Source organism: Streptomyces sp. NPDC026538, assembly GCF_055567535.1.
Genome location: NZ_JBVHQG010000008.1, coordinates 306588 through 324229, shown reverse-complemented (window position 1 = coordinate 324229; position 17642 = coordinate 306588). Strand labels below are relative to the sequence as shown.

16 protein-coding genes and 2 pseudogenes are annotated in these 17642 nt (G+C 72.2%); 10 read left to right on the top strand and 8 right to left on the bottom strand.

The genetic code is table 11. The features are described 5' to 3' along the window. Window positions 1-172: 172 nt before the first annotated feature. The 5 genes from ACZ4N4_RS31055 (at window position 173) to ACZ4N4_RS31035 (ending at window position 5268) form a co-directional block, all read left to right on the top strand. Entirely contained in the window at window positions 173-1363 is a 1191-nt protein-coding gene (locus ACZ4N4_RS31055) for a zinc-dependent alcohol dehydrogenase (protein WP_453564447.1), read from the top strand. A gap of 119 nt (window positions 1364-1482) precedes the next feature. Then, window positions 1483-2502 (top strand): SDR family NAD(P)-dependent oxidoreductase, encoded by a 1020-nt coding sequence (locus tag ACZ4N4_RS31050; RefSeq protein ID WP_467594968.1) that lies wholly within the window; start codon window positions 1483-1485, stop codon window positions 2500-2502. A 722-nt stretch (window positions 2503-3224) separates the two neighbouring features. Further along, window positions 3225-4217, top strand: a complete 993-nt coding sequence (gene dhaK, locus ACZ4N4_RS31045) for a dihydroxyacetone kinase subunit DhaK (protein ID WP_467594966.1) — start codon at window positions 3225-3227, stop codon at window positions 4215-4217. A gap of 48 nt (window positions 4218-4265) precedes the next feature. Further along, a complete protein-coding gene (gene dhaL / locus ACZ4N4_RS31040; protein ID WP_362564837.1) occupies window positions 4266-4865 on the top strand; it encodes a dihydroxyacetone kinase subunit DhaL in 600 nt (199 codons plus the stop codon). After that, window positions 4858-5268 carry a PTS-dependent dihydroxyacetone kinase phosphotransferase subunit DhaM gene (locus tag ACZ4N4_RS31035; RefSeq protein ID WP_453564440.1) on the top strand — a complete coding sequence of 137 codons (411 nt, stop codon included), beginning with the start codon at window positions 4858-4860 and terminating at the stop codon, window positions 5266-5268. Before dhaL ends, ACZ4N4_RS31035 begins: the two co-directional genes overlap by 8 nt. A gap of 127 nt (window positions 5269-5395) precedes the next feature. Here the strand turns inward: ACZ4N4_RS31035 and ACZ4N4_RS31030 are convergent. Beyond that, a pseudogene (locus ACZ4N4_RS31030) lies at window positions 5396-5518 on the bottom strand (SDR family NAD(P)-dependent oxidoreductase); the annotation flags it as partial. Here ACZ4N4_RS31030 and ACZ4N4_RS31025 point away from each other — a divergent pair. Continuing rightward, window positions 5514-5609 (top strand): annotated as a pseudogene (locus tag ACZ4N4_RS31025) (3-ketoacyl-ACP reductase); the annotation flags it as partial. The pseudogenes ACZ4N4_RS31030 and ACZ4N4_RS31025 overlap by 5 nt on opposite strands. A gap of 22 nt (window positions 5610-5631) precedes the next feature. Here the strand turns inward: ACZ4N4_RS31025 and ACZ4N4_RS31020 are convergent. Beyond that, window positions 5632-6327, bottom strand: coding sequence for a glycoside hydrolase family 75 protein (locus tag ACZ4N4_RS31020; RefSeq protein ID WP_467594962.1), 696 nt, complete (start codon window positions 6325-6327; stop codon window positions 5632-5634). Window positions 6328-6750: 423 nt separating this feature from the next. On the opposite strand from ACZ4N4_RS31020, the gene ACZ4N4_RS31015 reads away from it, so the two are divergent. Beyond that, window positions 6751-7674 (top strand): fibronectin type III domain-containing protein, encoded by a 924-nt coding sequence (locus ACZ4N4_RS31015; RefSeq protein ID WP_467595162.1) that lies wholly within the window; start codon window positions 6751-6753, stop codon window positions 7672-7674. Between the two features lie 167 nt (window positions 7675-7841). Next, on the top strand, window positions 7842-8396 hold the full coding sequence (locus tag ACZ4N4_RS31010) for a hypothetical protein (RefSeq protein WP_453564435.1): 555 nt from the start codon (window positions 7842-7844) through the stop codon (window positions 8394-8396). 6 nt (window positions 8397-8402) lie between these two features. Here the strand turns inward: ACZ4N4_RS31010 and ACZ4N4_RS31005 are convergent, their stop codons facing one another. The 4 genes from ACZ4N4_RS31005 to ACZ4N4_RS30990 all read right to left on the bottom strand — a co-directional run bounded on the left by ACZ4N4_RS31005 (window position 8403) and on the right by ACZ4N4_RS30990 (window position 12464). Further along, window positions 8403-8945, bottom strand: a complete 543-nt coding sequence (locus tag ACZ4N4_RS31005; RefSeq protein WP_467594959.1) for a PadR family transcriptional regulator — start codon at window positions 8943-8945, stop codon at window positions 8403-8405. A gap of 22 nt (window positions 8946-8967) precedes the next feature. Then, a complete protein-coding gene (locus ACZ4N4_RS31000; protein ID WP_453564432.1) occupies window positions 8968-10983 on the bottom strand; it encodes an FAD-dependent oxidoreductase in 2016 nt (671 codons plus the stop codon). 117 nt (window positions 10984-11100) lie between these two features. Next, window positions 11101-11469 carry a hypothetical protein gene (locus ACZ4N4_RS30995; protein WP_453564430.1) on the bottom strand — a complete coding sequence of 123 codons (369 nt, stop codon included), beginning with the start codon at window positions 11467-11469 and terminating at the stop codon, window positions 11101-11103. Between the two features lie 125 nt (window positions 11470-11594). Beyond that, window positions 11595-12464, bottom strand: a complete 870-nt coding sequence (locus ACZ4N4_RS30990) for a hypothetical protein (RefSeq protein ID WP_467594955.1) — start codon at window positions 12462-12464, stop codon at window positions 11595-11597. Window positions 12465-12737: 273 nt separating this feature from the next. On the opposite strand from ACZ4N4_RS30990, the gene ACZ4N4_RS30985 reads away from it, so the two are divergent. Continuing rightward, complete coding sequence (locus ACZ4N4_RS30985; protein ID WP_467594952.1) at window positions 12738-14816, top strand: SpoIIE family protein phosphatase; 2079 nt, start codon at window positions 12738-12740, stop codon at window positions 14814-14816. Window positions 14817-14952: 136 nt separating this feature from the next. Then, window positions 14953-15681, top strand: a complete 729-nt coding sequence (locus ACZ4N4_RS30980; RefSeq protein ID WP_467594950.1) for a hypothetical protein — start codon at window positions 14953-14955, stop codon at window positions 15679-15681. Here the strand turns inward: ACZ4N4_RS30980 and ACZ4N4_RS30975 are convergent. After that, window positions 15678-16463, bottom strand: coding sequence for a putative protein N(5)-glutamine methyltransferase (locus ACZ4N4_RS30975; protein WP_467594947.1), 786 nt, complete (start codon window positions 16461-16463; stop codon window positions 15678-15680). The two genes, ACZ4N4_RS30980 and ACZ4N4_RS30975, sit on opposite strands and share 4 nt — an antisense overlap. A gap of 33 nt (window positions 16464-16496) precedes the next feature. Next, window positions 16497-17549 (bottom strand): ABC-2 transporter permease, encoded by a 1053-nt coding sequence (locus ACZ4N4_RS30970; RefSeq protein ID WP_467594945.1) that lies wholly within the window; start codon window positions 17547-17549, stop codon window positions 16497-16499. Window positions 17550-17642: the final 93 nt, after the last annotated feature.

Sequence of the window (17642 nt, the reverse complement as noted above, 5' to 3'; positions counted from 1 at the left end):
CATTCGGAACAACCCGCCGACGGTCCGACAGCAAGGGCCCCCGAAGCCGAGGCCCCGGGGAAGCCCGGGGCCTCGGCTTCTCATCCCCCCGGAGCGGGTACCCGGCAGGAACCGGCCCGACCCACACACCGCGACGCGACCTGCGCGTTCGGTGAGAAAGGGAGCGTGAGCCATGAAAGCAGTGACCTGGCAAGGTCGGCGGGACGTCCGGGTGGAGGATGTACCCGACCCACGCATCGAGCAGCCGACGGACGCCGTCATCCGTATCACCTCGACCGGTCTGTGCGGTTCGGACCTGCACCTCTACGAGGTGCTCACGCCGTTCATGACCCCGGGCGACATCCTCGGCCACGAACCGATGGGCGTGGTCGAGGAAACCGGCGCGCAGGTCACGAACCTGCGCCCGGGCGACCGCGTGGTGGTGCCGTTCCAGATCTCCTGCGGGCACTGCTTCATGTGCTCGGCGGGCCTGATGACCCAGTGCGAGACCACGCAGGTGACCGGCGAGGGAATGGGCGCCGCCCTGTTCGGATACACCCGTCTGTACGGTGCGGTGCCCGGCGCCCAGGCCGAATACCTGCGCGTCCCACAGGCGCAGTTCGGGCCCATCAAGGTACCCGACGGACCCCCCGACGACCGCTTCGTCTACCTCTCCGATGTGCTGCCCACCGCCTGGCAGGCCGTGGCGTACGCCGCGGTGCCGCCCGGCGGCACTCTCGCCGTCCTGGGGCTCGGCCCCATCGGCGACATGTGCTGCCGCATCGCCCAAGCCCAGGGCGTGGAGCGGGTGTTCGGCGTCGACCTCGTGCCCGAGCGGCTCGCCCGGGCCAATCGCAGGGGCACCGACACCTATGACCTGCGGGTCTATGAAGACGAGAAGGAACTGGTCCAGGCGATCCGGGACGAGACCGGAGGCCGGGGCCCGGACGCCGTCATCGACGCCGTCGGCACCGAAGCCCACGGCGGCGCGGCCGCCAAGCTGGCCCAGACCGCTACCGGGCTGCTGCCCCGCAAGCTCGGCGCACCGCTCGCCGAACGCTTCGCCGTCGACCGTCTCGGCGCCCTCCACATGGCCATCGACCTGGTTCGGCGCGGCGGCACGATCTCACTCAGCGGTGTGTACGGCGGTATGGCCGACCCGATGCCGATGCTCACCCTGTTCGACAAACAGATCCAGCTGCGCATGGGGCAGGCCAACGTCCGCCGCTGGACCGACTCGATCCTCCCCTACCTCGCGGACGGGGACCCGCTCGGTGTCGACGACTTCGCCACGCACCGGCTTCCCCTCACGGACGCCACACACGCGTACGACATGTTCCAGCGCAAGCAGGACGGCGCGGTCAAGATCCTCATGCAGCCCTGAGCAGCACATGTCCTGCGGTCGTGAGCAGAGGTGCGCCGGCGCGTTCTGGGCGCCACCGGCCGCGCGGCCTCAACTGGCCAACGGGCTCTCTGCCTCTCTCCGAAAAGCGAGGTGACGACATGACGGCGACCGACCGACCCGTGCCTGACGGCCTCTCGGCCCTGGTGACCGGCGGCTCCCGCGGTCTGGGGCTGCTGATAGCGGCCCGGCTGGCCCGGCGCGGTTACCGGGTGACCGTGTTGGCCAGGGACACCGACGAACTCGACCGGGCCGTGGCTTGGATACAGAGCCGTACCGGCCGCGCCGCGCGCGCCATGGTGTGCGACGTGCGGGACGAACGAGCGGTGACGGCCGCGGTGCGGCAGACGGCACAGCAGGAGGGCGGCCTCGATCTCGTGATCGCCAACGCCGGAGTGATCCAGGTGGCGCCCGCCGAGGCGGCGGGACCGCAGGCGTTCCGGGACGCCATGGAAACCATCTTCTACGGCACCCTCCACACCGCGTTCGCCGCCCTGCCATACCTGCGGCGCAGCCCCGCGGGCGGTCGCCTGGGCCTGGTGGGCTCGGTCGGCGGACTGCTGGCGGTCCCCCATCTGGTGCCGTACTCCTGCGCCAAGGCCGCGGTGCGCGCGCTCGGCGAGGGACTCCAGGAGGAAACCGCGGGGAGCGCGGTGAGCGTGACCACGGTCCATCCCGGGCTGATGCGGACCGGCTCCCACCTGCAGGCGGAGTTCGGCGGCCGGTCGGAAGCCGAGTTCGCCTGGTTCTCGGCGCTGGCGGGAACCCCGCTGCTGTCGATGGACGCCGAGCGCGCGGCGGACAGGATCGTGTGCGCCGTGGAACGCAGGCGCACCCGGCTGGTGCTCACCCCGGTGGCCCGCATCGCCTCACTCGCTCACGGAGTCGCACCCCGCCTGGTGACGCGGGCGAGCGGACTGGCCGCCCGAGTGCTGCCTCCGGCACCTGACGATGCGGCCGAGCAGACCGGGAAGCGCACGGAAACAAAGCAGGGGCACGCCCTGGACGTCTCCGCTGGACCCGCCTGGCTGCGGACACTCCGCCGAGCGGGCAGCGCGCTCAACGACCGGGCGGCACGCCGCTACAACCAGCGCTGGGCGGGCCCGCCCAGCAGCGCCTGAGCGACGAGCGTCTTCGACAGCCGGCGGCTCCGCTCACGGCGCCGCCGGCTGTCGGCGGATGCGTCTGTCGGCGCCGGTGGAGTGCGGGTCGTCCGGCTCCCGAAGACAGGGGGCGCGTCCGGGGTACCTGCGGCTACGCTCGGCCCGTGAGGGGACGGTGGAAAGGCCACGTCATCCGTCATCCTCTCTGGGGTGCCGGGGAGTTGACCCTCGCGTGGCTTGCCGTGCTGCTGCTGTTCGCCAAGGTGGTGCTTCCTCCGCCGGCTCCGTCGTGGTTCCCGGCTCTCGGCGCCACCTCGGTCAAAACGGCGGGCACCCTGCGGGAGCCGGCGTGCTCGACCGACACCGGCGGCAGGCTCTCCCGACAACCGTGGCGCACGTCGCTCTCCGGTTCACGTACACGCCCTGCACATCCGCCTCGGGAAGCCGTGGGGCCCCGGCAGCGACACCGCCGGCGCCGGCGGAACGAAGGACCCGCAGCGCACATGACCTTCGCTGCCGCAAGGTCGATACTGATGAGCAGGATGCCCGGCCACCGACCTCAAGGGATCCCCGGAGAGACTGATGACCCGTCAGTTGAGTCAGCAGCTGGTCAGCACCAGTGCCGCCAGGACCCGCCGCCAAGCGTCCGGGACCGCCGAGGTCAACACCCGGTTACACCTCGCTTGAGCAGGGAAAATGCCGGTCAGGGAACTACTTGCTAAGCTACATGGGAGACAGCTATGAAGATGCTGATCAACGTCCCGGAAACCGTGGTGGCGGATGCGCTGCGGGGCCTGGCGGCCGCTCATCCCGATCTCACCGTCGACGTGGAGAACCGGGTGATCGTACGGCGGGACGCTCCCGTCGCCGGGCAGGTCGGACTCGTGTCGGGCGGGGGTTCCGGGCACGAGCCGTTGCACGGCGGATTCGTGGGCCCCGGGATGTTGTCGGCGGCCTGTCCCGGTGAGGTGTTCACCTCACCGGTCCCGGACCAGATGGCCCGGGCCGCCGCGGCCGTGGACAGCGGCGCCGGCGTTTTGTTCATCGTGAAGAACTACACGGGCGACGTGCTCAACTTCGACATGGCCGCCGAGCTCGCCGAGGACGAGGGCATCCAGATCGGGAAGGTACTCGTCAACGACGACGTCGCCGTCACCGACAGCCTCTACACCGCCGGCCGGCGCGGCACCGGCGCCACCCTCTTCGTGGAGAAGATCGCGGGCGCTGCCGCGGCCGAGGGACAGCCGCTGGAGCGGGTGGAGGCCATCGGGCGCCAGGTCAACGAGAACTCCCGCAGCTTCGGTGTCGCCCTGAGCGCGGTCACCACCCCGGCCAAGGGCACTCCCACCTTCGACCTGCCGCCCGGCGAACTGGAGTTGGGCATCGGGATTCACGGCGAGCCGGGCCGGGAGCGGCGGGCCATGATGACCTCGGGCGAGATCGCCGACTTCTCGGTCAACGCGGTACTGGAGGACCTGTCGCCGCGCAACCCGGTGCTCGTCCTGGTCAACGGCATGGGCGCGACCCCGCTGCTGGAGCTGTACGGCTTCAACGCCGAGGTCCAGCGCGTGCTCGCCGAGCGCGGTGTCACCGTCGCCCGCACGCTGGTCGGCAACTACGTCACCTCCCTGGACATGGCCGGCGCCTCGATCACCCTCTGCCAGGTCGACGAGGACCTGCTGCGGCTGTGGGACGCCCCGGTGAACACGCCGGCCCTGCGCTGGGGCATGTGAGCGAGGAAAAGCAGCGACCCGCGCCCGTAGCAAAAGCAAGGAGATCCCGTGCTCGACGCCGACTTCTTCCGCCGCTGGATGGCGGCGACCGCCTCCTCCGTCGACCGTGAGGCCGAGCGGCTCACCGCCCTCGACTCCCCCATCGGGGACGCGGACCACGGCAGCAACCTCCAGCGCGGGTTCAGGGCGGTGGTGGCCGCGCTGGCGGAGGAGGCGCCCGACACCCCGGGTGCCGTGCTGACGCTCGCCGGGCGCCGGCTGATCTCCACCGTCGGCGGCGCGTCGGGGCCGCTGTACGGCACCCTGCTGCGCAGTACCGGCAAGGCGCTCGGCGATGCGGCCGAGGTCAGCGAGGCCCAGCTCGCCGAAGCGCTGCGGGCCGGGGTGGACAAGGTCATGGCGCTGGGCGGTGCCGCGCCCGGCGACAAGACGATGATCGACGCCCTGGTGCCGGCGGTGGACGCGCTCGGCGACGGCTTCGGCGCGGCGCGGGCCGCCGCCGAGGAGGGCGCCCTGGCGACCACACCGCTGCAGGCCCGCAAGGGCCGGGCGAGCTATCTCGGGGAGCGCAGCATCGGTCACCAGGATCCGGGGGCCACCTCGTCGGCGCTGCTCGTCGCGGGACTTCAGGAGGCAGCCGATGAGTGACGACAAGCTGGTCGGGATCGTGCTGGTGTCGCACAGCGCGGAGGTCGCCGCCTCCGTCGCCGAGCTGGCCAAGGGCCTGGCGGGCGGTGGTACGGCGGTACCGGTCGCCGCGGCGGGCGGCACCGAGGGCGGTGGGCTCGGCACCAGCGCGGAGCTGATCGCGGCCGCCGCCGCGTCCGTGGACCGGGGCGCGGGCGTCGCCGTCCTCACCGACCTGGGCAGCGCGGTGCTCACGGTGAAGGCGCTGCTCGCCGAGGGCGACGAACTCCCGGACGCCACCCGCCTGGTGGATGCCCCGTTCGTCGAGGGCGCGGTCGCCGCGGTCGTGACGGCGGCCACCGGCGCGGACCTCGGCGCCGTGGAGGCGGCCGCCGCGGAGGCGTACTCCTACCGCAAGGTCTGACACCCCCTGGGGGATTCCGGCGGCTCATGACGGCGCTGCCGCCTGTCCCCCGGCGCCGGTCCCCACCGCCGTGCGGTCAGCCGGCCGGCGAGGGCGACGCGGGGCGCCCTCGCAGGACCGGTACACCCACCGCGTCGGCCCGGATGCCCCTGGTGCGGTACATCACCGCCAGGCTCATGGCCAGACCGACGACACCGTGCTTCGAGGCCGTGTAGGCGGCTCCGGCCGCGCTGCCGCGCAGACCCGAGGAGCAGGCGGCCGTGATCGTCTTCCTGGCCTCGGACGCGGCCGGCGACATCAACGGCGCGATCCTGCCGGTGGACAACGGCTGCGCGGCCGTCTGCCCCCGCCGGGGGCGGCCTGTCAGCCGCCCTCGGCGAACAGCGCCGCCAGGCGCTCCCCCTCCGCCTGCGCCGCGTCGCCGTCCTCGATGGGTTTGACCACGGAGTCCTTGAAGACGATGTAGGTGACATCGGACGGCACCCCGCCGACGCGTGGGTCGGGGTTCACGCCCAGGCCCTTAGCGGTGGCGTACGACGCCTCGCCGATGATGTCGCTCGGTCCGGTGTCGCCGACGACGGCGTACTGCACCCGGTCCTTGTAGATCACGGCGGCGACCGCACCGCCCTGGATGCCGGACTTCCGGTAGTCCCAGCGGCTGCTGGGGCCCGGTACGACGACGTAGGGCAGCGTCTCGGCGTTGAGGTAGCTGCCGTCGGACTGCTGGAAGGCGGTGGCGGCGTAGAACGCCGGGTCGGCGGTGCGGTTGCAGTGAGCGGTGACCTGGCCGTCGCAGTCGATGTCGAGGTCGGCCTCCCAGAAGACGGCCTGGTCGCCGCCGCACACGGGGACGGTGGCGGCGGTTCCGGCGTCGGTGCGATAACGGGCCTTGGAGACCTCGGTGCAGTCGCGCAGCCGGTCCAGTCGGTGCAGCAGGTCGGTGGCGGTGATCCGGTGCCGGGCTCCGGGGGCGGTGAGCGAGGCGGCGGGGGCGGGCAGTGTGGTCGGGGCGAGCAGGGCGGCGCCGGCGGTGGCCAGCGTCAGCGTCTGGAGACGCACGATGAGGGACCCTCTCCGTGGGGGACATGGAGTCAACCGGACCAATGTGGTGGGGGCGGGGCGGCCGGGCCAGGAAGAGGGGGCCGTACAGGGCCGTACGGAGCAACGAAGTGACACTCCGTGAGCATCCGTCAGGGGCCGGGGCGCTGAGCCGGTGTCAGCCCGGTCGCCCCGGCCGCCCGCGTCGGCGCGGGATCAGCGACGACAGCGTTCCGCGCCACGGGCGCGAACTCCCCTTTCCTCTCGGGAAGTTCGGCCGCAGAGCCCTCAGCATACGTAACTCTCCCCCACTGTCTCCAATACGGCCCTCTTGATGTCCGCATCCCGGGCAGGCCATATTGGTCCGGACCTTTGCCGTCCTGCCGTCCCCGGGGAGGCGGAACCGTGCGCCGTGTTGTCGTCCTGGTCTGCGCCCTGCTGTTCATGACGTCCTGCGGCTGGGGCGGGACCGCCGACGGCGACAGCGGCCGGCTGCCCGGCGCCCCGACGGGGGTCACCGCGGCGGCCGGGAGCGCGACGAGTGTGCACGTGATGTGGAACGCGTTGCCGGCCGGCTCGGGCGTCCGCGGCTACGAGGTATATCGCGGCACCACGAAGGTCGTTGAAGTGCCGGGGTCACAGCACATGGTGGACGTCACCAGGCTCAGGCCGTCCACCATGTATGCGTTCACCGTCCGGGCGCGGGGCGACGACGGCAGTCTCGGCCCGCGCAGCCGTGCGGTGCGGGCGACGACCCCGGCGGTGGTCGCGGCGGACCGCTCGGCGCCGACCCGGCCGGCGCACCCGAGCGGCCGGACCGTGGGCAGCCGTGCGGTGCAGCTGTCCTGGGACGCCGCGAAGGACGACCGGGCGGTGGTGTCGTACGACATCTACCAGGGCGGTGCGAAGATCCACAGTGTGGGCGGAAACCAGACCGCGACCGTGGTCACGGGGCTGCGGCCGGGTACGCCCTATGTGTTCACCGTCCGGGCCCGGGACGCGGCCGACAACCTCTCGCCGGCCGGCGCGGCGGTGCGCCTGACCACACCGGGCAGCGACGACGGCCGGAACACCGCGCCGACCGCGTTCACGGCCGGGAGTCATGAGGAGAGCGGGGCGTACTATCTCGACCTGGCCTGGGATCCACCGCGCGTGGACGGAGTGATCACGGAGTACCAGATCCGGCTCGACGGAGGTACGACGACCTCGCTGGTCTGGGGCGGCATCCCACCCAAAGGCCACTCGACCTATAGCTTCTATGTCGGGCGGGACCATGGGGTGTTGCACCATGTGCGACTACGGGCCCGGCTGCCGGACGGGACCTGGGGCGGGTGGTCGGCGCGGCGCGCCGTCACGACGGGGGCGTGAACGGCGTCCCGGCCTGGGCTGCACGGAGGAATAGATCACCTGGACGGCCGCCCCCGGGTGCGGCGCGGGCCGACGCCGCTTTGGCTGACCCTGAGGCAGCACGGGAGTCTCCGATCCTCGGCGGCGCAAGGGACGTTCCGCCTACCGTGCCGCCGGAGGGCAGCCACATGCGAAACTCACGACTTCTCCTCCGCTCCGGCCTGACCCTGGCGGCCGCCGCCGCGCTCCCGACCTGGCTCGCCGGGCCGTCCGCCGCGCTCTCGGGCATCTCGGTGAGCACCACCGGCACCACGGTCTCGGTGGTCACCAGCGCCTGCACGCAGAGCGGCGGCAGCTGGGGCAACGCCTCGCTGCTCAACAGCGGTCAGACCGCCTTCGCCCAAGGGCGGCAGGCGGCTCTGGCAGGCACCACGGTGAGCCAGTCGGCCGCCTGGTCGGGGGTGTCGCCGGGCACCTACACGGTGGTCGTCGTCTGCTCCAACGGCGGGACGGCGGGCACCCAGTCGGTGATCGTGTCCGGAACCGCCGCGGCACCGACGACGCCGACGACCTCCTCCACCACCAGGTCGGCCGCGCCCTCCCGGGGCGTGATGGGCGGTCTGGGCGGTGCCGCCCGCGACTACGGCCCGCTCACGCTGGGCGTCGGCGCGGCGCTGGTCGGCTCGGGCGTCATCGCCACCGGCTGGTACCTGCGCAAGCGCTCGAAGCCGTACCGGCTCTGACCCCGCTCAGGTCTCCGGGAGTTCGCCGAACTCCCGCAGAGCCTGACTGAGCCACCGCGTCCAGAAGGACTCCAGGTCGATGCCGGCCCGCAGCACCAGATGCCGCAGCCGGTCCTCGGGGGCGTCCTTGCCCGGCGGGAAGTCGCGCCGCTGGATCTCCTCGTACTCGGCCAGCTGCCGCCGGTGCAGTTCCAGATGACGGTGAAGATCGGCTTCGAGTCCATCGGTGCCGACCACCGCCGCCGCGCGCAACCGCAGCAGCAGCACGTCCCGCTGCGGCTTGGGGTCCTGGGCGGCGGCGGTCCAGCGGGCCAGTTCGGCGCGGCCCGCGGGCAGCACCTCGTAGCTCTTCTTCTGCCCGCGGGCCGGCTGCTCGGCCGGCAGGGTGCGGATGTAGCCCTCGGCCTCCAGTTTTCCCAGCTCGCGATAGATCTGCTGGTGTGTCGCCGACCAGAAGTAGCCGATCGACCGGTCGAACCTGCGGGTCAGCTCCAGCCCCGACGACGGCTTCTCTAGCAGGGCGGTGAGGATCGCGTGCGGGAGTGACATGGGCTCATCCTAGGGACGGCCCCTACAGGGCGGCCGCCAGCTCGGTGCCCTGCTTGATGGCCCGCTTGGCGTCCAGCTCGGCGGCGACGTCGGCACCGCCGATGACGTGCGCGCTGCAGCCGGCGGCGACCAGCTCCTCGTACAGGTCCCGGCGCGGTTCCTGCCCGGTGCACAGCACGACGGTGTCGACCTCCAGGACGGTGCTCTCCCCGTCGACGGTGACATGCAGTCCGGCGTCGTCGATCCGGTCGTACCGCACCCCCGGGACCATGGTGACGCCCCGGTGCTTGAGTTCGGCGCGGTGGATCCAGCCGGTGGTCTTGCCGAGGCCGGCGCCGACCTTGCCGGTCCGGCGCTGGAGCAGGTGGACGGTGCGCGGGGGCGCGGGGCGCTCGGGGGCGGTGAGGCCGCCGGGGGCCCGGTAGTCCATGTCGACGCCCCAGTGCCTGAAGTACGTCGCCGGGTCCTCGCTCGCCTTGTCGCCGCCGTCGGTGAGGTACTCGGCGACGTCGAAGCCGATGCCGCCGGCGCCGAGGATCGCCACCCGGTCGCCGACGGGGGCTTCGTCGCGCAGCACGTCGAGGTAGCCGAGGACGCGGGGGTGGTCGACGCCCGGGATGTCGGGGGTGCGCGGGGTGACGCCGGTGGCGACCACGACCTCGTCGTAGCCGGTGACGTCCTCGGGCTCCACGGTGGTGTTCAGGCGTACGTCCACGCCGTGGGCGTCCAGCTGGTGGCGGAAGTAGCGCAGGGTCTCGTCGAACTCCTGCTTGCCGGGGACCTTGCGGGCCACGTTCAGCTGGCCGCCGATCTCGGCGGCCGCGTCGAACAGGGTGACCTGGTGGCCGCGTTCGGCGGCGGAGACCGCGCAGGCGAGGCCGGCCGGACCCGCGCCGACGACCGCGACGCGCTTGCGCCGCCGGGTCGGGGCGAGGACCAGTTCGGTCTCGTGGCAGGCGCGCGGGTTGACCAGGCAGGAGGTGACCTTGCCGCTGAAGGTGTGGTCGAGGCAGGCCTGGTTGCAGCCGATGCACGTGTTGATCGCCTCGGGGGTGCCGGCCGCGGCCTTGGCGACGAAGTCGGGGTCGGCGAGCATCGGGCGGGCCACGGAGACCATGTCGGCGCCGCCTCCGGCGAGCAACTCCTCGGCGAGCTCCGGGGTGTTGATGCGGTTGGTGGTGACCAGCGGGACGGAGACCTCGCCCATCAGCCGCCTGGTGACCCAGGTGTAGGCACCGCGCGGCACCGAGGTGGCGATGGTGGGGATCCGGGCCTCGTGCCAGCCGATGCCGGTGTTGATGATGGTCGCCCCGGCGGCCTCGACGGCCCGGGCGAGGGTGATCACCTCGTCCAGGGAGGAACCGCCTGGGACCAGGTCCAGCATGGACAGCCGGTAGACGATGATGAAGTCCGTGCCGACGGCCTCGCGCACCCGCCGGACGATCTCGACGGGGAACCGCATCCGGTTCTCGTAGGACCCGCCCCAGCGGTCGGTGCGGTGGTTGGTCGGGGCGGCGATGAACTCGTTGACGAGGTAGCCCTCGGAGCCCATGATCTCGACGCCGTCGTAGCCGGCCTGCCGGGCGAGGCGGGCGGCGCGGACGTAGTCCTCGATGGTCCGCTCGATGTCCTCGTCGGTGAGTTCACGGGGCGGGAAGGGGCTGATCGGGGCTTGGAGCGGGCTGGGCGCGACGAGGTCCCGGTGGTAGGCGTACCGGCCGAAGTGCAGGATCTGCATCGCGATCCGGCCGCCCTCGCGGTGCACGGCCTCGGTGACGGCGCGGTGCTGTCCGGCCTCTTCCTCCGTGGTGAGCTTGGCGCCCCCCTCGTACGGCCGGCCCTCCTCGTTGGGCGCGATGCCGCCGGTGACGATGAGGCCCACTCCCCCGCGGGCCCGGGCCGCGTAGAACTCCGCCATCCGCTCGAAGCCGCGCTCGGCCTCCTCCAGGCCCACGTGCATGGAGCCCATGAGCACGCGGTTGGGCAGGGTCGTGAAGCCCAGGTCGAGGGGTTTCAGCAGGTGCGGGTAACGGCTCATCGGGGCCTCCGTGCGCGGTGTCGTCGCACCAGTTCTAGAGGACCGCGCACGGATTGTGCAACTAGTTGCACAAAGGCTCCGGGGTTACGTGTCTGAGATCACCGGACAGACCACCGATCACCGGCTTTCCAGCAGGACGTGCAGTTCCTTCTCCTGGTCGCCCGAGGCGGAGGACAGGTTGCGCACCGTGAACAGGGAGTCGAGGGTGTTACGGAGCCGGTCGATCGCCCAGTAGCCGCCCTGCGCGTCGGCCTCGACCGAGGCCGCGAGCCGGGGCGGCGGGGTGCACTCGTGGGCGTCGGTGACCTCGAACGTGCCGAGCCACACCATCGGGCGGCTCTCGTGGAGCTGCTGGGGCACGTCCTCGGCCTCCCGGTCGGACTCGAAGCACTGGCACAGCGCGTCGAAAACGATCCGGGCGTCTTCCTTGCTGCATCCGCTGATCTCAAGCGAGACGGGTTCCTCGTGCAGTCGCTCAGGACCCATGGCGATCGCTCCTCTCGATGGCGATGGCGCGGTGTCACGGGTTCCCCCGCGAACCGCGCCATGCCAACAGAAAAGCACCGATTTCCCCGTGGTGCAGAACCCGGTTCACCACCCGGGCCGGGAAGTCAGCCCCGCGTGAACTTGTACGTCTTGCTGTCGGTGAGGATGCAGAACCCGGGCGACATCACGATGACGCGCAGGGTGCCGGTGCGCCGGTCGTAGTCGATGCCCTCGGCCTCGAAGGTGCCCGAGCAGGAGCTGCGCAGCGGGAGCTGGCGCAGCGCGGTGACATGACCGGTGACGTCGCTCGACCCCGGCTGGGCGGACAGATCGATCTGCAGCAGGGGCTTGGTGTAGCCGAAGAGGCTGCCGTCCGGGTCGTCCGAGGAGCACAGCAGCGTGGTCGCACCGGAGAAGTCGCAGCCCTGGACGTCACGCACGGCGTGGTCCAGGTTGACGACGGAGGCCAGCGGGAGGTTCGCGGACGGCGAGGTGCTCTTGTTGACGCCGGGCGTCGGGAAGACCAGGAAGCGGGTCATCGTGCCGTACTCGCCGGAGAGCATGTACTGGCCGTCGGGTGAGATCGCGTCCCAGGAGTTGTTGAGGGCCTCGCCGGAGGCGAGCGTGTGCACGTACTCCGACCAGGCGCCGCCGGGAGCCTGCACCCGGTACATCTTGGCGGTGCCGGAGTCGGCCTGGTACGGCTCGACGTAGTAGCCGTCGTACGACTCGTCGGGGTCGCCGACGTGGTTCCAGCCGCGGCTGGAGACGCCGATCGGGATGGTGCCGACGCCGGTGTAGCGGTTGGCACTGTTGGCGGGGACCTCGACCGAGGTCAGGCCCTGGCTCTCGGTGAGCGGGTCGGCGCGGTCGGAGCCGGTCTCGGTCCAGGTGTCGGCGGCAGACGCCGGGCCGGTCGAGAGGGCGAGGGCCGCGGCGAGGGCGACCAGGGCGGTCAGGCCTGCGCGACAACGTTGCCGGGTGGACGCGGGCATGGAAGCCTACTCCTCGGTTCGGGGGGTGGGAGGCGCGTGCGGCGGTCAGTCTGGCGTGCCCCTGACAGGCATGTACAGACCAACGACGGAACGGGGAGGTGAACTCACGCCCCTGCCGCACCGGTGGTGGTTTCGCCGTACGGAACCCGCCGTGTTGAGAGATGGTGGAAAAGTCGGCGGCGGCGTCGGAGAGTCAGGTGTGAGCGCGATAGAACAAGGGGAGTCGGCACGGGGGACGGCGTGCCGTGCGCAGGTTCGAAGGCGGTGCGTGGGATGAGTCCAGCCGAGGCGTCAGTGGCCGAGGGCGAGGAGCCGGTGCGCGGACCCGTGCGTCCGGGCGGGCTGCTCGACGTCCTCGGCATGGCCTCGGTCGTGCTGGACGCCAAGGGGCGGATCGTGCTGTGGAGCCCCCAGGCCGAGGAGCTGTTCGGCTACTCGGCCGACGAGGCGCTCGGGCAGTACGCGGCCCGGCTGATGGTGGACGAACGCCACATCGGTCTGGTCGGCAAGCTGTTCGCGGACGTGATGAGCACCGGGCAGAGCTGGGCGGGCGGCTTCCCGATCCGGCACAAGGACGGCTCCACCCATGTGGTGGAGTTCCGCAACATGCGGCTCATGGACGCCCACGGCGACGTCTTCGCACTGGGTCTGGCCGCCGACCAGACGACGGTGCGCCGGCTGGAGCAGGACGTGGCCCTGTCCGAGCGGATCGTGAAGCAGTCGCCGATCGGGCTGGCCGTCCTCGACACGAAGCTGCGGTTCGTCTCGGTCAACCCGGCGCTTGAGCGGCTCAACGGGGTCCCGGCCGAGGAGCACGTGGGGCGGACGCTCCGCGAGGTGCTGCCCCACATGGATGCCGACGCCCTGGAATCGGCGTACCTGCGGGTGCTGCGGACCGGCGAGCCGGTGATCGACCAGCCCGCGGTGGGCAGTACGCCGGCCGACCCGGACGAGGAGCACATCTGGTCGCTGTCGGTCTACCGGCTGGAGGACGCGCTGGACAACGTCCTGGGCGTGGCGACCTCGGTGGTCGACATCACCGAGCCCTACCGGGCCGGTGTCGAGGCCGACAACGCGCGCCGGCGCCTGGCCGTGATCGCCGACGCCTCGACCCGGATCGGCACCACCCTGGACCTGGAGCGCACCGCCGCCGAGCTGGCCGACGTCGCCGTCCCGGAGCTGGCCGACGTGGCGGTCGTGGACCTGCTGGACACGGTGGTCGAGGGCCGGCGCAGCACGCTCGGACCGGCCGAGCCGGCCATGCTCCGCGCGCTGGCCGTGCGCGCGGAGCTGGACGCGGACGCGGTGCAGGCGGCCGACGCGCCGGGCACGGTCGCCCGGTACGCCCCGGACCTGCTGGTCACCTTGTGCGTACGGACCGGTGAGGCGGTCCTGGTGCCGCAGGTCAAGGACGAGGCCCTGCCGAGGATCGCCCGCTCCCCCGAGGCCGCCGAGCTGCTGGCCCGGGCCGGACTGCACTCGTACCTGGCCGTGCCGCTGATCGCCCGCGGTGAGGTACTGGGCGCCCTGGAACTCAAGCGCACACGCAATCCGGCGCCCTTCGACGACGACGATCTGCTGCTGGCCCGGGAACTGGCCGCCCGCGCGGCCGTGCAGATCGACAACGCCCGCTGGTACCAGAACGCCCGCACCACCGCGCTCACCCTCCAGCGCAGCCTGCTCCCCACCCACCCCCGGGTCACCAACGGCCTGGAAGTCGCCTCTCGCTACCAGCCGGCCGGCGCCACCGTCGAGGTGGGCGGCGACTGGTTCGACGTCATCCCGCTGGACGGCGGCAGAACGGCCCTGGTGGTGGGCGACGTGATGGGGAGCGGCATCAACGCGGCCGCGACGATGGGCCGGCTGCGCACCGCGACCAACACGCTGGCCTCCCTCGGCCTCGACCCGGCCGTCCTGCTCGAACACCTGGACAAGACCACCTCCGGCCTCGACCACTCCATCGCGACCTGCGTGTACGCCGTGCACGATCCGCGGCTGCGGCAGTGCCGGATCGCCAACGCCGGCCATCTGCCGCCGGCCCGGGTCCGCCCCGGCCGGCCGCCGGAACTGCTCGACCTGCCCACCGGGGTCCCGCTGGGTGTCGGCGGCATCCCCTTCGCCACGACGACCGTGGACTTCGAGCCCGGCGACGAGCTGGTGTTCTACACCGACGGTCTGGTGGAGACCCGCAGCCACTCGCTGGACGAGCGGCTGGACGCACTGCTGGCCCTCCTGGACGACTCCGCCCGCCCGCTGGAGGAGGTCTGCGACCTGCTGCTGCGGGAGCTGCACCACCCCGACAACCACGACGACGTGGCGCTGCTCATCGCACGGGCGCTGGAACTGCCGTAGCCGCGAAGGCCGGCGGCAGCGGGGCCGGCCGCCCGCGGGTTCATCGAACTTACCCGGCTCTTATCGGCGAACTCCGACAATTCACACAGAGGCAGGCATCGCTGTGCCCCGTGCCGTTCGCCGATGGGAGCGAGCCGTGACGCACGAACCCGAGCAGGAACACCGCCGTGACGGCGACGGAACCGAGCCGTCGATCCCGCCGATGCCGGACCATCCCCCGCGGGCCGACCCGGGGTGGGAAGTGCTCGCCGGACCGGGACCGGACCGCGAGCCGGGTGCGCGGGCGCTCGCCCTGTGGCGCCGGCAGCCGGCCCGCGCGCGTGCCGTGACCGTCGCCTTCGCCGTCGGGGCCCTGGCCCTGGGCGGCGCCGCGGCGTTCGCCGCCGGCTCCGGCGGGAACGGCTCCGACACGTCGCCCGCGGCCTTGGGTGCGCCGTCGGCGTCCTCGGCCCCGGACGGGCACCGTCCCGGGCACGGCCCGTTCGGCATGGGCGTCATGGGCGTGCACGGCGAGGCGACCGTCAAGGACCCGGACACCGGCAAGTACGTGGTACGGGTCTGGCAGCGTGGCACGGTCGGGAAGGTGGCCGACGGCCAGGTCACCGTGAAGAGCGACGACGGCGCGTCGTGGACGTGGACCGTGGGCTCGGACGTCAAGGTGCGCGGCGACGCCGACTCGCTCAAGAAGGACGCGACGGCGTTCCTGGTCGGCACCCGCGGCGACGACGGCAAGCTGACCGCCTCGGCCGCCTTCTCGGGCGACTTCATGGGCCGGGGCGGTATGCACGACCACGGCGGTCCGTGGCAGCGCCCGGGCGACCGCTCACCGTGCCCGAGCCCCTCGGGCAGCGGGGCGACGGCCTAGTCCTGGTCCCGTACGCCGACCACGACGTGGGCGTACAGCTCGTCCGAGACCGCGAGCCGGGCGGTCAGGCCGAATGCGGCGAAGGCCTCGACGGCTGCCTCGGCCTGCCGTTCGCTGGTCTCGACGAGGACGCAGCCGCCGGGCGCGAGCCACTCGGGCGCACCGGCGGCGACCCTGCGCAGCACGTCGAGGCCGTCGCCGCCGCCGTCGAGGGCGACCAGCGGCTCGTGGTCGCGGGCCTCGGCGGGCAGCAGGCCCACCTCGCCGCTGGGGACGTAGGGCACATTGGCCGCGAGGATGCCGACCCGGCCGCGCAGGGCGGCGGGCAGGGCGTCGAACAGGTCGCCGAGGTGTGCGTGTCCGCCGTAGGGGGCGATGTTCTGCCGCGCGCAGTCGACCGCGGCCGGTTCGATGTCGGCGGCGTGCAGTTCGGCGTCCCCGAGGGCGGCGGCGAGGGCCGCGCCCACCGCGCCGGAGCCGCAGCACAGGTCCACGACGACGGACGCGTCCGGGGCCTGCGCCAGGGCCTGGTCGACCAGGAACTCGGTACGGCGGCGGGGCACGAACACACCCGGTTCCACGAGCACCCGCAGCCCGTGGAAGCGGGCCCAGCCCACGACGTGTTCGAGGGGCTGTCCGGCGGTGCGCCGGTCCACCATCGTGGCCAGTTCGTCCGGGGTGCGGGCGGTGGCGAGGATGAGGTCGGCCTCGTCCTCGGCGAAGACGCAGCCCGCGGCGCGCAGCGCGGAGACGACGGCGGTGGTGTCGGAGAGTGAGGGCATCGCCGAGAGCCTATCCGGCCGCCGTTCCGACGGTCACACGCCGACCGATTCCTCCGCCTCCGCGTCGGCCTCGGCCACCTGCGCCGTGAGCCCGGCGGGCGAGTCCGGTACGACCAGGCTCGCGGCCGGGGCCTTGGCCCGTTCGTACACCGCCGCGAGAGCGGTGACCGCGAGGCCGGCCAGCAGCCAGACCGCTAGGGTCCACACGTGGTGGCCCAGGCCGTCGTCGCCGAAGTAGAGCAGGCTGCGGACGCCCTCGACGAAGCCGGCGCCGTTCCAGAAGGCGTGCAGGGTGCCGAAGAACCCGTTCTGCAGGTCGGGCCGGAACAACCCGCCGGAGCTGGTGAAGTTGAGCATCACGAAGAGCACCATCATGGCCAGCGTGGTCCACCGCTTCAGGAAGGTGTGCAGCCCGACGCCGATGAGCAGGATGCCCGCCGAGTAGAGCCACGCCATGCCCCAGACGCCGGCCAGGTCGTGGCGGGCGAGGTGGAACACCGGTCCGGCGAGGAGTGCGCCGATGCCGCTGACGACGGCGGAGACGCCGAGTGCGAGCAGGGCGCGGATCCGCATGGGGAGCGTTCCGCCGGCCGCGCCGAGGGCGGCGACCGAGGCGTAGGAGCCGATGCTCACCGCGATGAGCAGGAAGAACAGGCCCTGTCCCGTGGGGTCGTCGGCGACCGGCCGGGCCACGTCGGTGACCTTGAGCGGGGCATCCTCCTGGGCGGCGACGGGGGTGAAGACCTTCTCGACGGCGGTGGCGTCCATGTCGGAGGCGGCACTGGCGACGATCAGCTCGGGTGCCTTGGCGCTCGGCACATAGGCGCCGGTGACGGTCCGGGACATCAGCAGGTCGACGGCCGCGGCGCGGGTCGGGACGGTACGGACGTCGAGCTGGTCACCGGCGGTGTCCTTGACGGTCTGCGCGAACACCTTCGCCTTCGGTCCGGCGCCGATCACGGCGACGGGCATCTGGTGGGGCGCCGGGTGGACGAACGCACCCAGGTACGCCAGTCCCATGCCCAGGCACATCAGCAGCGGGGTGATCAGGTGCGTGAGCACATGGCGCAGTGCCGGTGACCTCATCGCGTACGACCTCCATATCTTCCGGATCTTCCGGTCTACTGGATCTTCCGGCCAAACTGGTTGGCTTATACAACTCACATTCAAGTTGTACTA

Bases quoted from the DNA above. Each gene is read 5' to 3' on its own strand.
- ACZ4N4_RS31055 (WP_453564447.1), top strand. From the start codon at position 173: ATGAAAGCAGTGACCTGGCAAGGTCGGCGGGACGTCCGGGTGGAGGAT.
- ACZ4N4_RS31050 (WP_467594968.1), top strand. From the start codon at position 1,483: ATGACGGCGACCGACCGACCCGTGCCTGACGGCCTCTCGGCCCTGGTG.
- dhaK (WP_467594966.1), top strand. From the start codon at position 3,225: ATGAAGATGCTGATCAACGTCCCGGAAACCGTGGTGGCGGATGCGCTG.
- ACZ4N4_RS31035 (WP_453564440.1), top strand. From the start codon at position 4,858: ATGAGTGACGACAAGCTGGTCGGGATCGTGCTGGTGTCGCACAGCGCG.
- ACZ4N4_RS31015 (WP_467595162.1), top strand. From the start codon at position 6,751: ATGACGTCCTGCGGCTGGGGCGGGACCGCCGACGGCGACAGCGGCCGG.
- ACZ4N4_RS31010 (WP_453564435.1), top strand. From the start codon at position 7,842: ATGCGAAACTCACGACTTCTCCTCCGCTCCGGCCTGACCCTGGCGGCC.
- ACZ4N4_RS31005 (WP_467594959.1), bottom strand. From the start codon at position 8,945: ATGTCACTCCCGCACGCGATCCTCACCGCCCTGCTAGAGAAGCCGTCG.
- ACZ4N4_RS31000 (WP_453564432.1), bottom strand. From the start codon at position 10,983: ATGAGCCGTTACCCGCACCTGCTGAAACCCCTCGACCTGGGCTTCACG.
- ACZ4N4_RS30995 (WP_453564430.1), bottom strand. From the start codon at position 11,469: ATGGGTCCTGAGCGACTGCACGAGGAACCCGTCTCGCTTGAGATCAGC.
- ACZ4N4_RS30990 (WP_467594955.1), bottom strand. From the start codon at position 12,464: ATGCCCGCGTCCACCCGGCAACGTTGTCGCGCAGGCCTGACCGCCCTG.
- ACZ4N4_RS30985 (WP_467594952.1), top strand. From the start codon at position 12,738: ATGAGTCCAGCCGAGGCGTCAGTGGCCGAGGGCGAGGAGCCGGTGCGC.
- ACZ4N4_RS30975 (WP_467594947.1), bottom strand. From the start codon at position 16,463: ATGCCCTCACTCTCCGACACCACCGCCGTCGTCTCCGCGCTGCGCGCC.
- ACZ4N4_RS30970 (WP_467594945.1), bottom strand. From the start codon at position 17,549: ATGAGGTCACCGGCACTGCGCCATGTGCTCACGCACCTGATCACCCCG.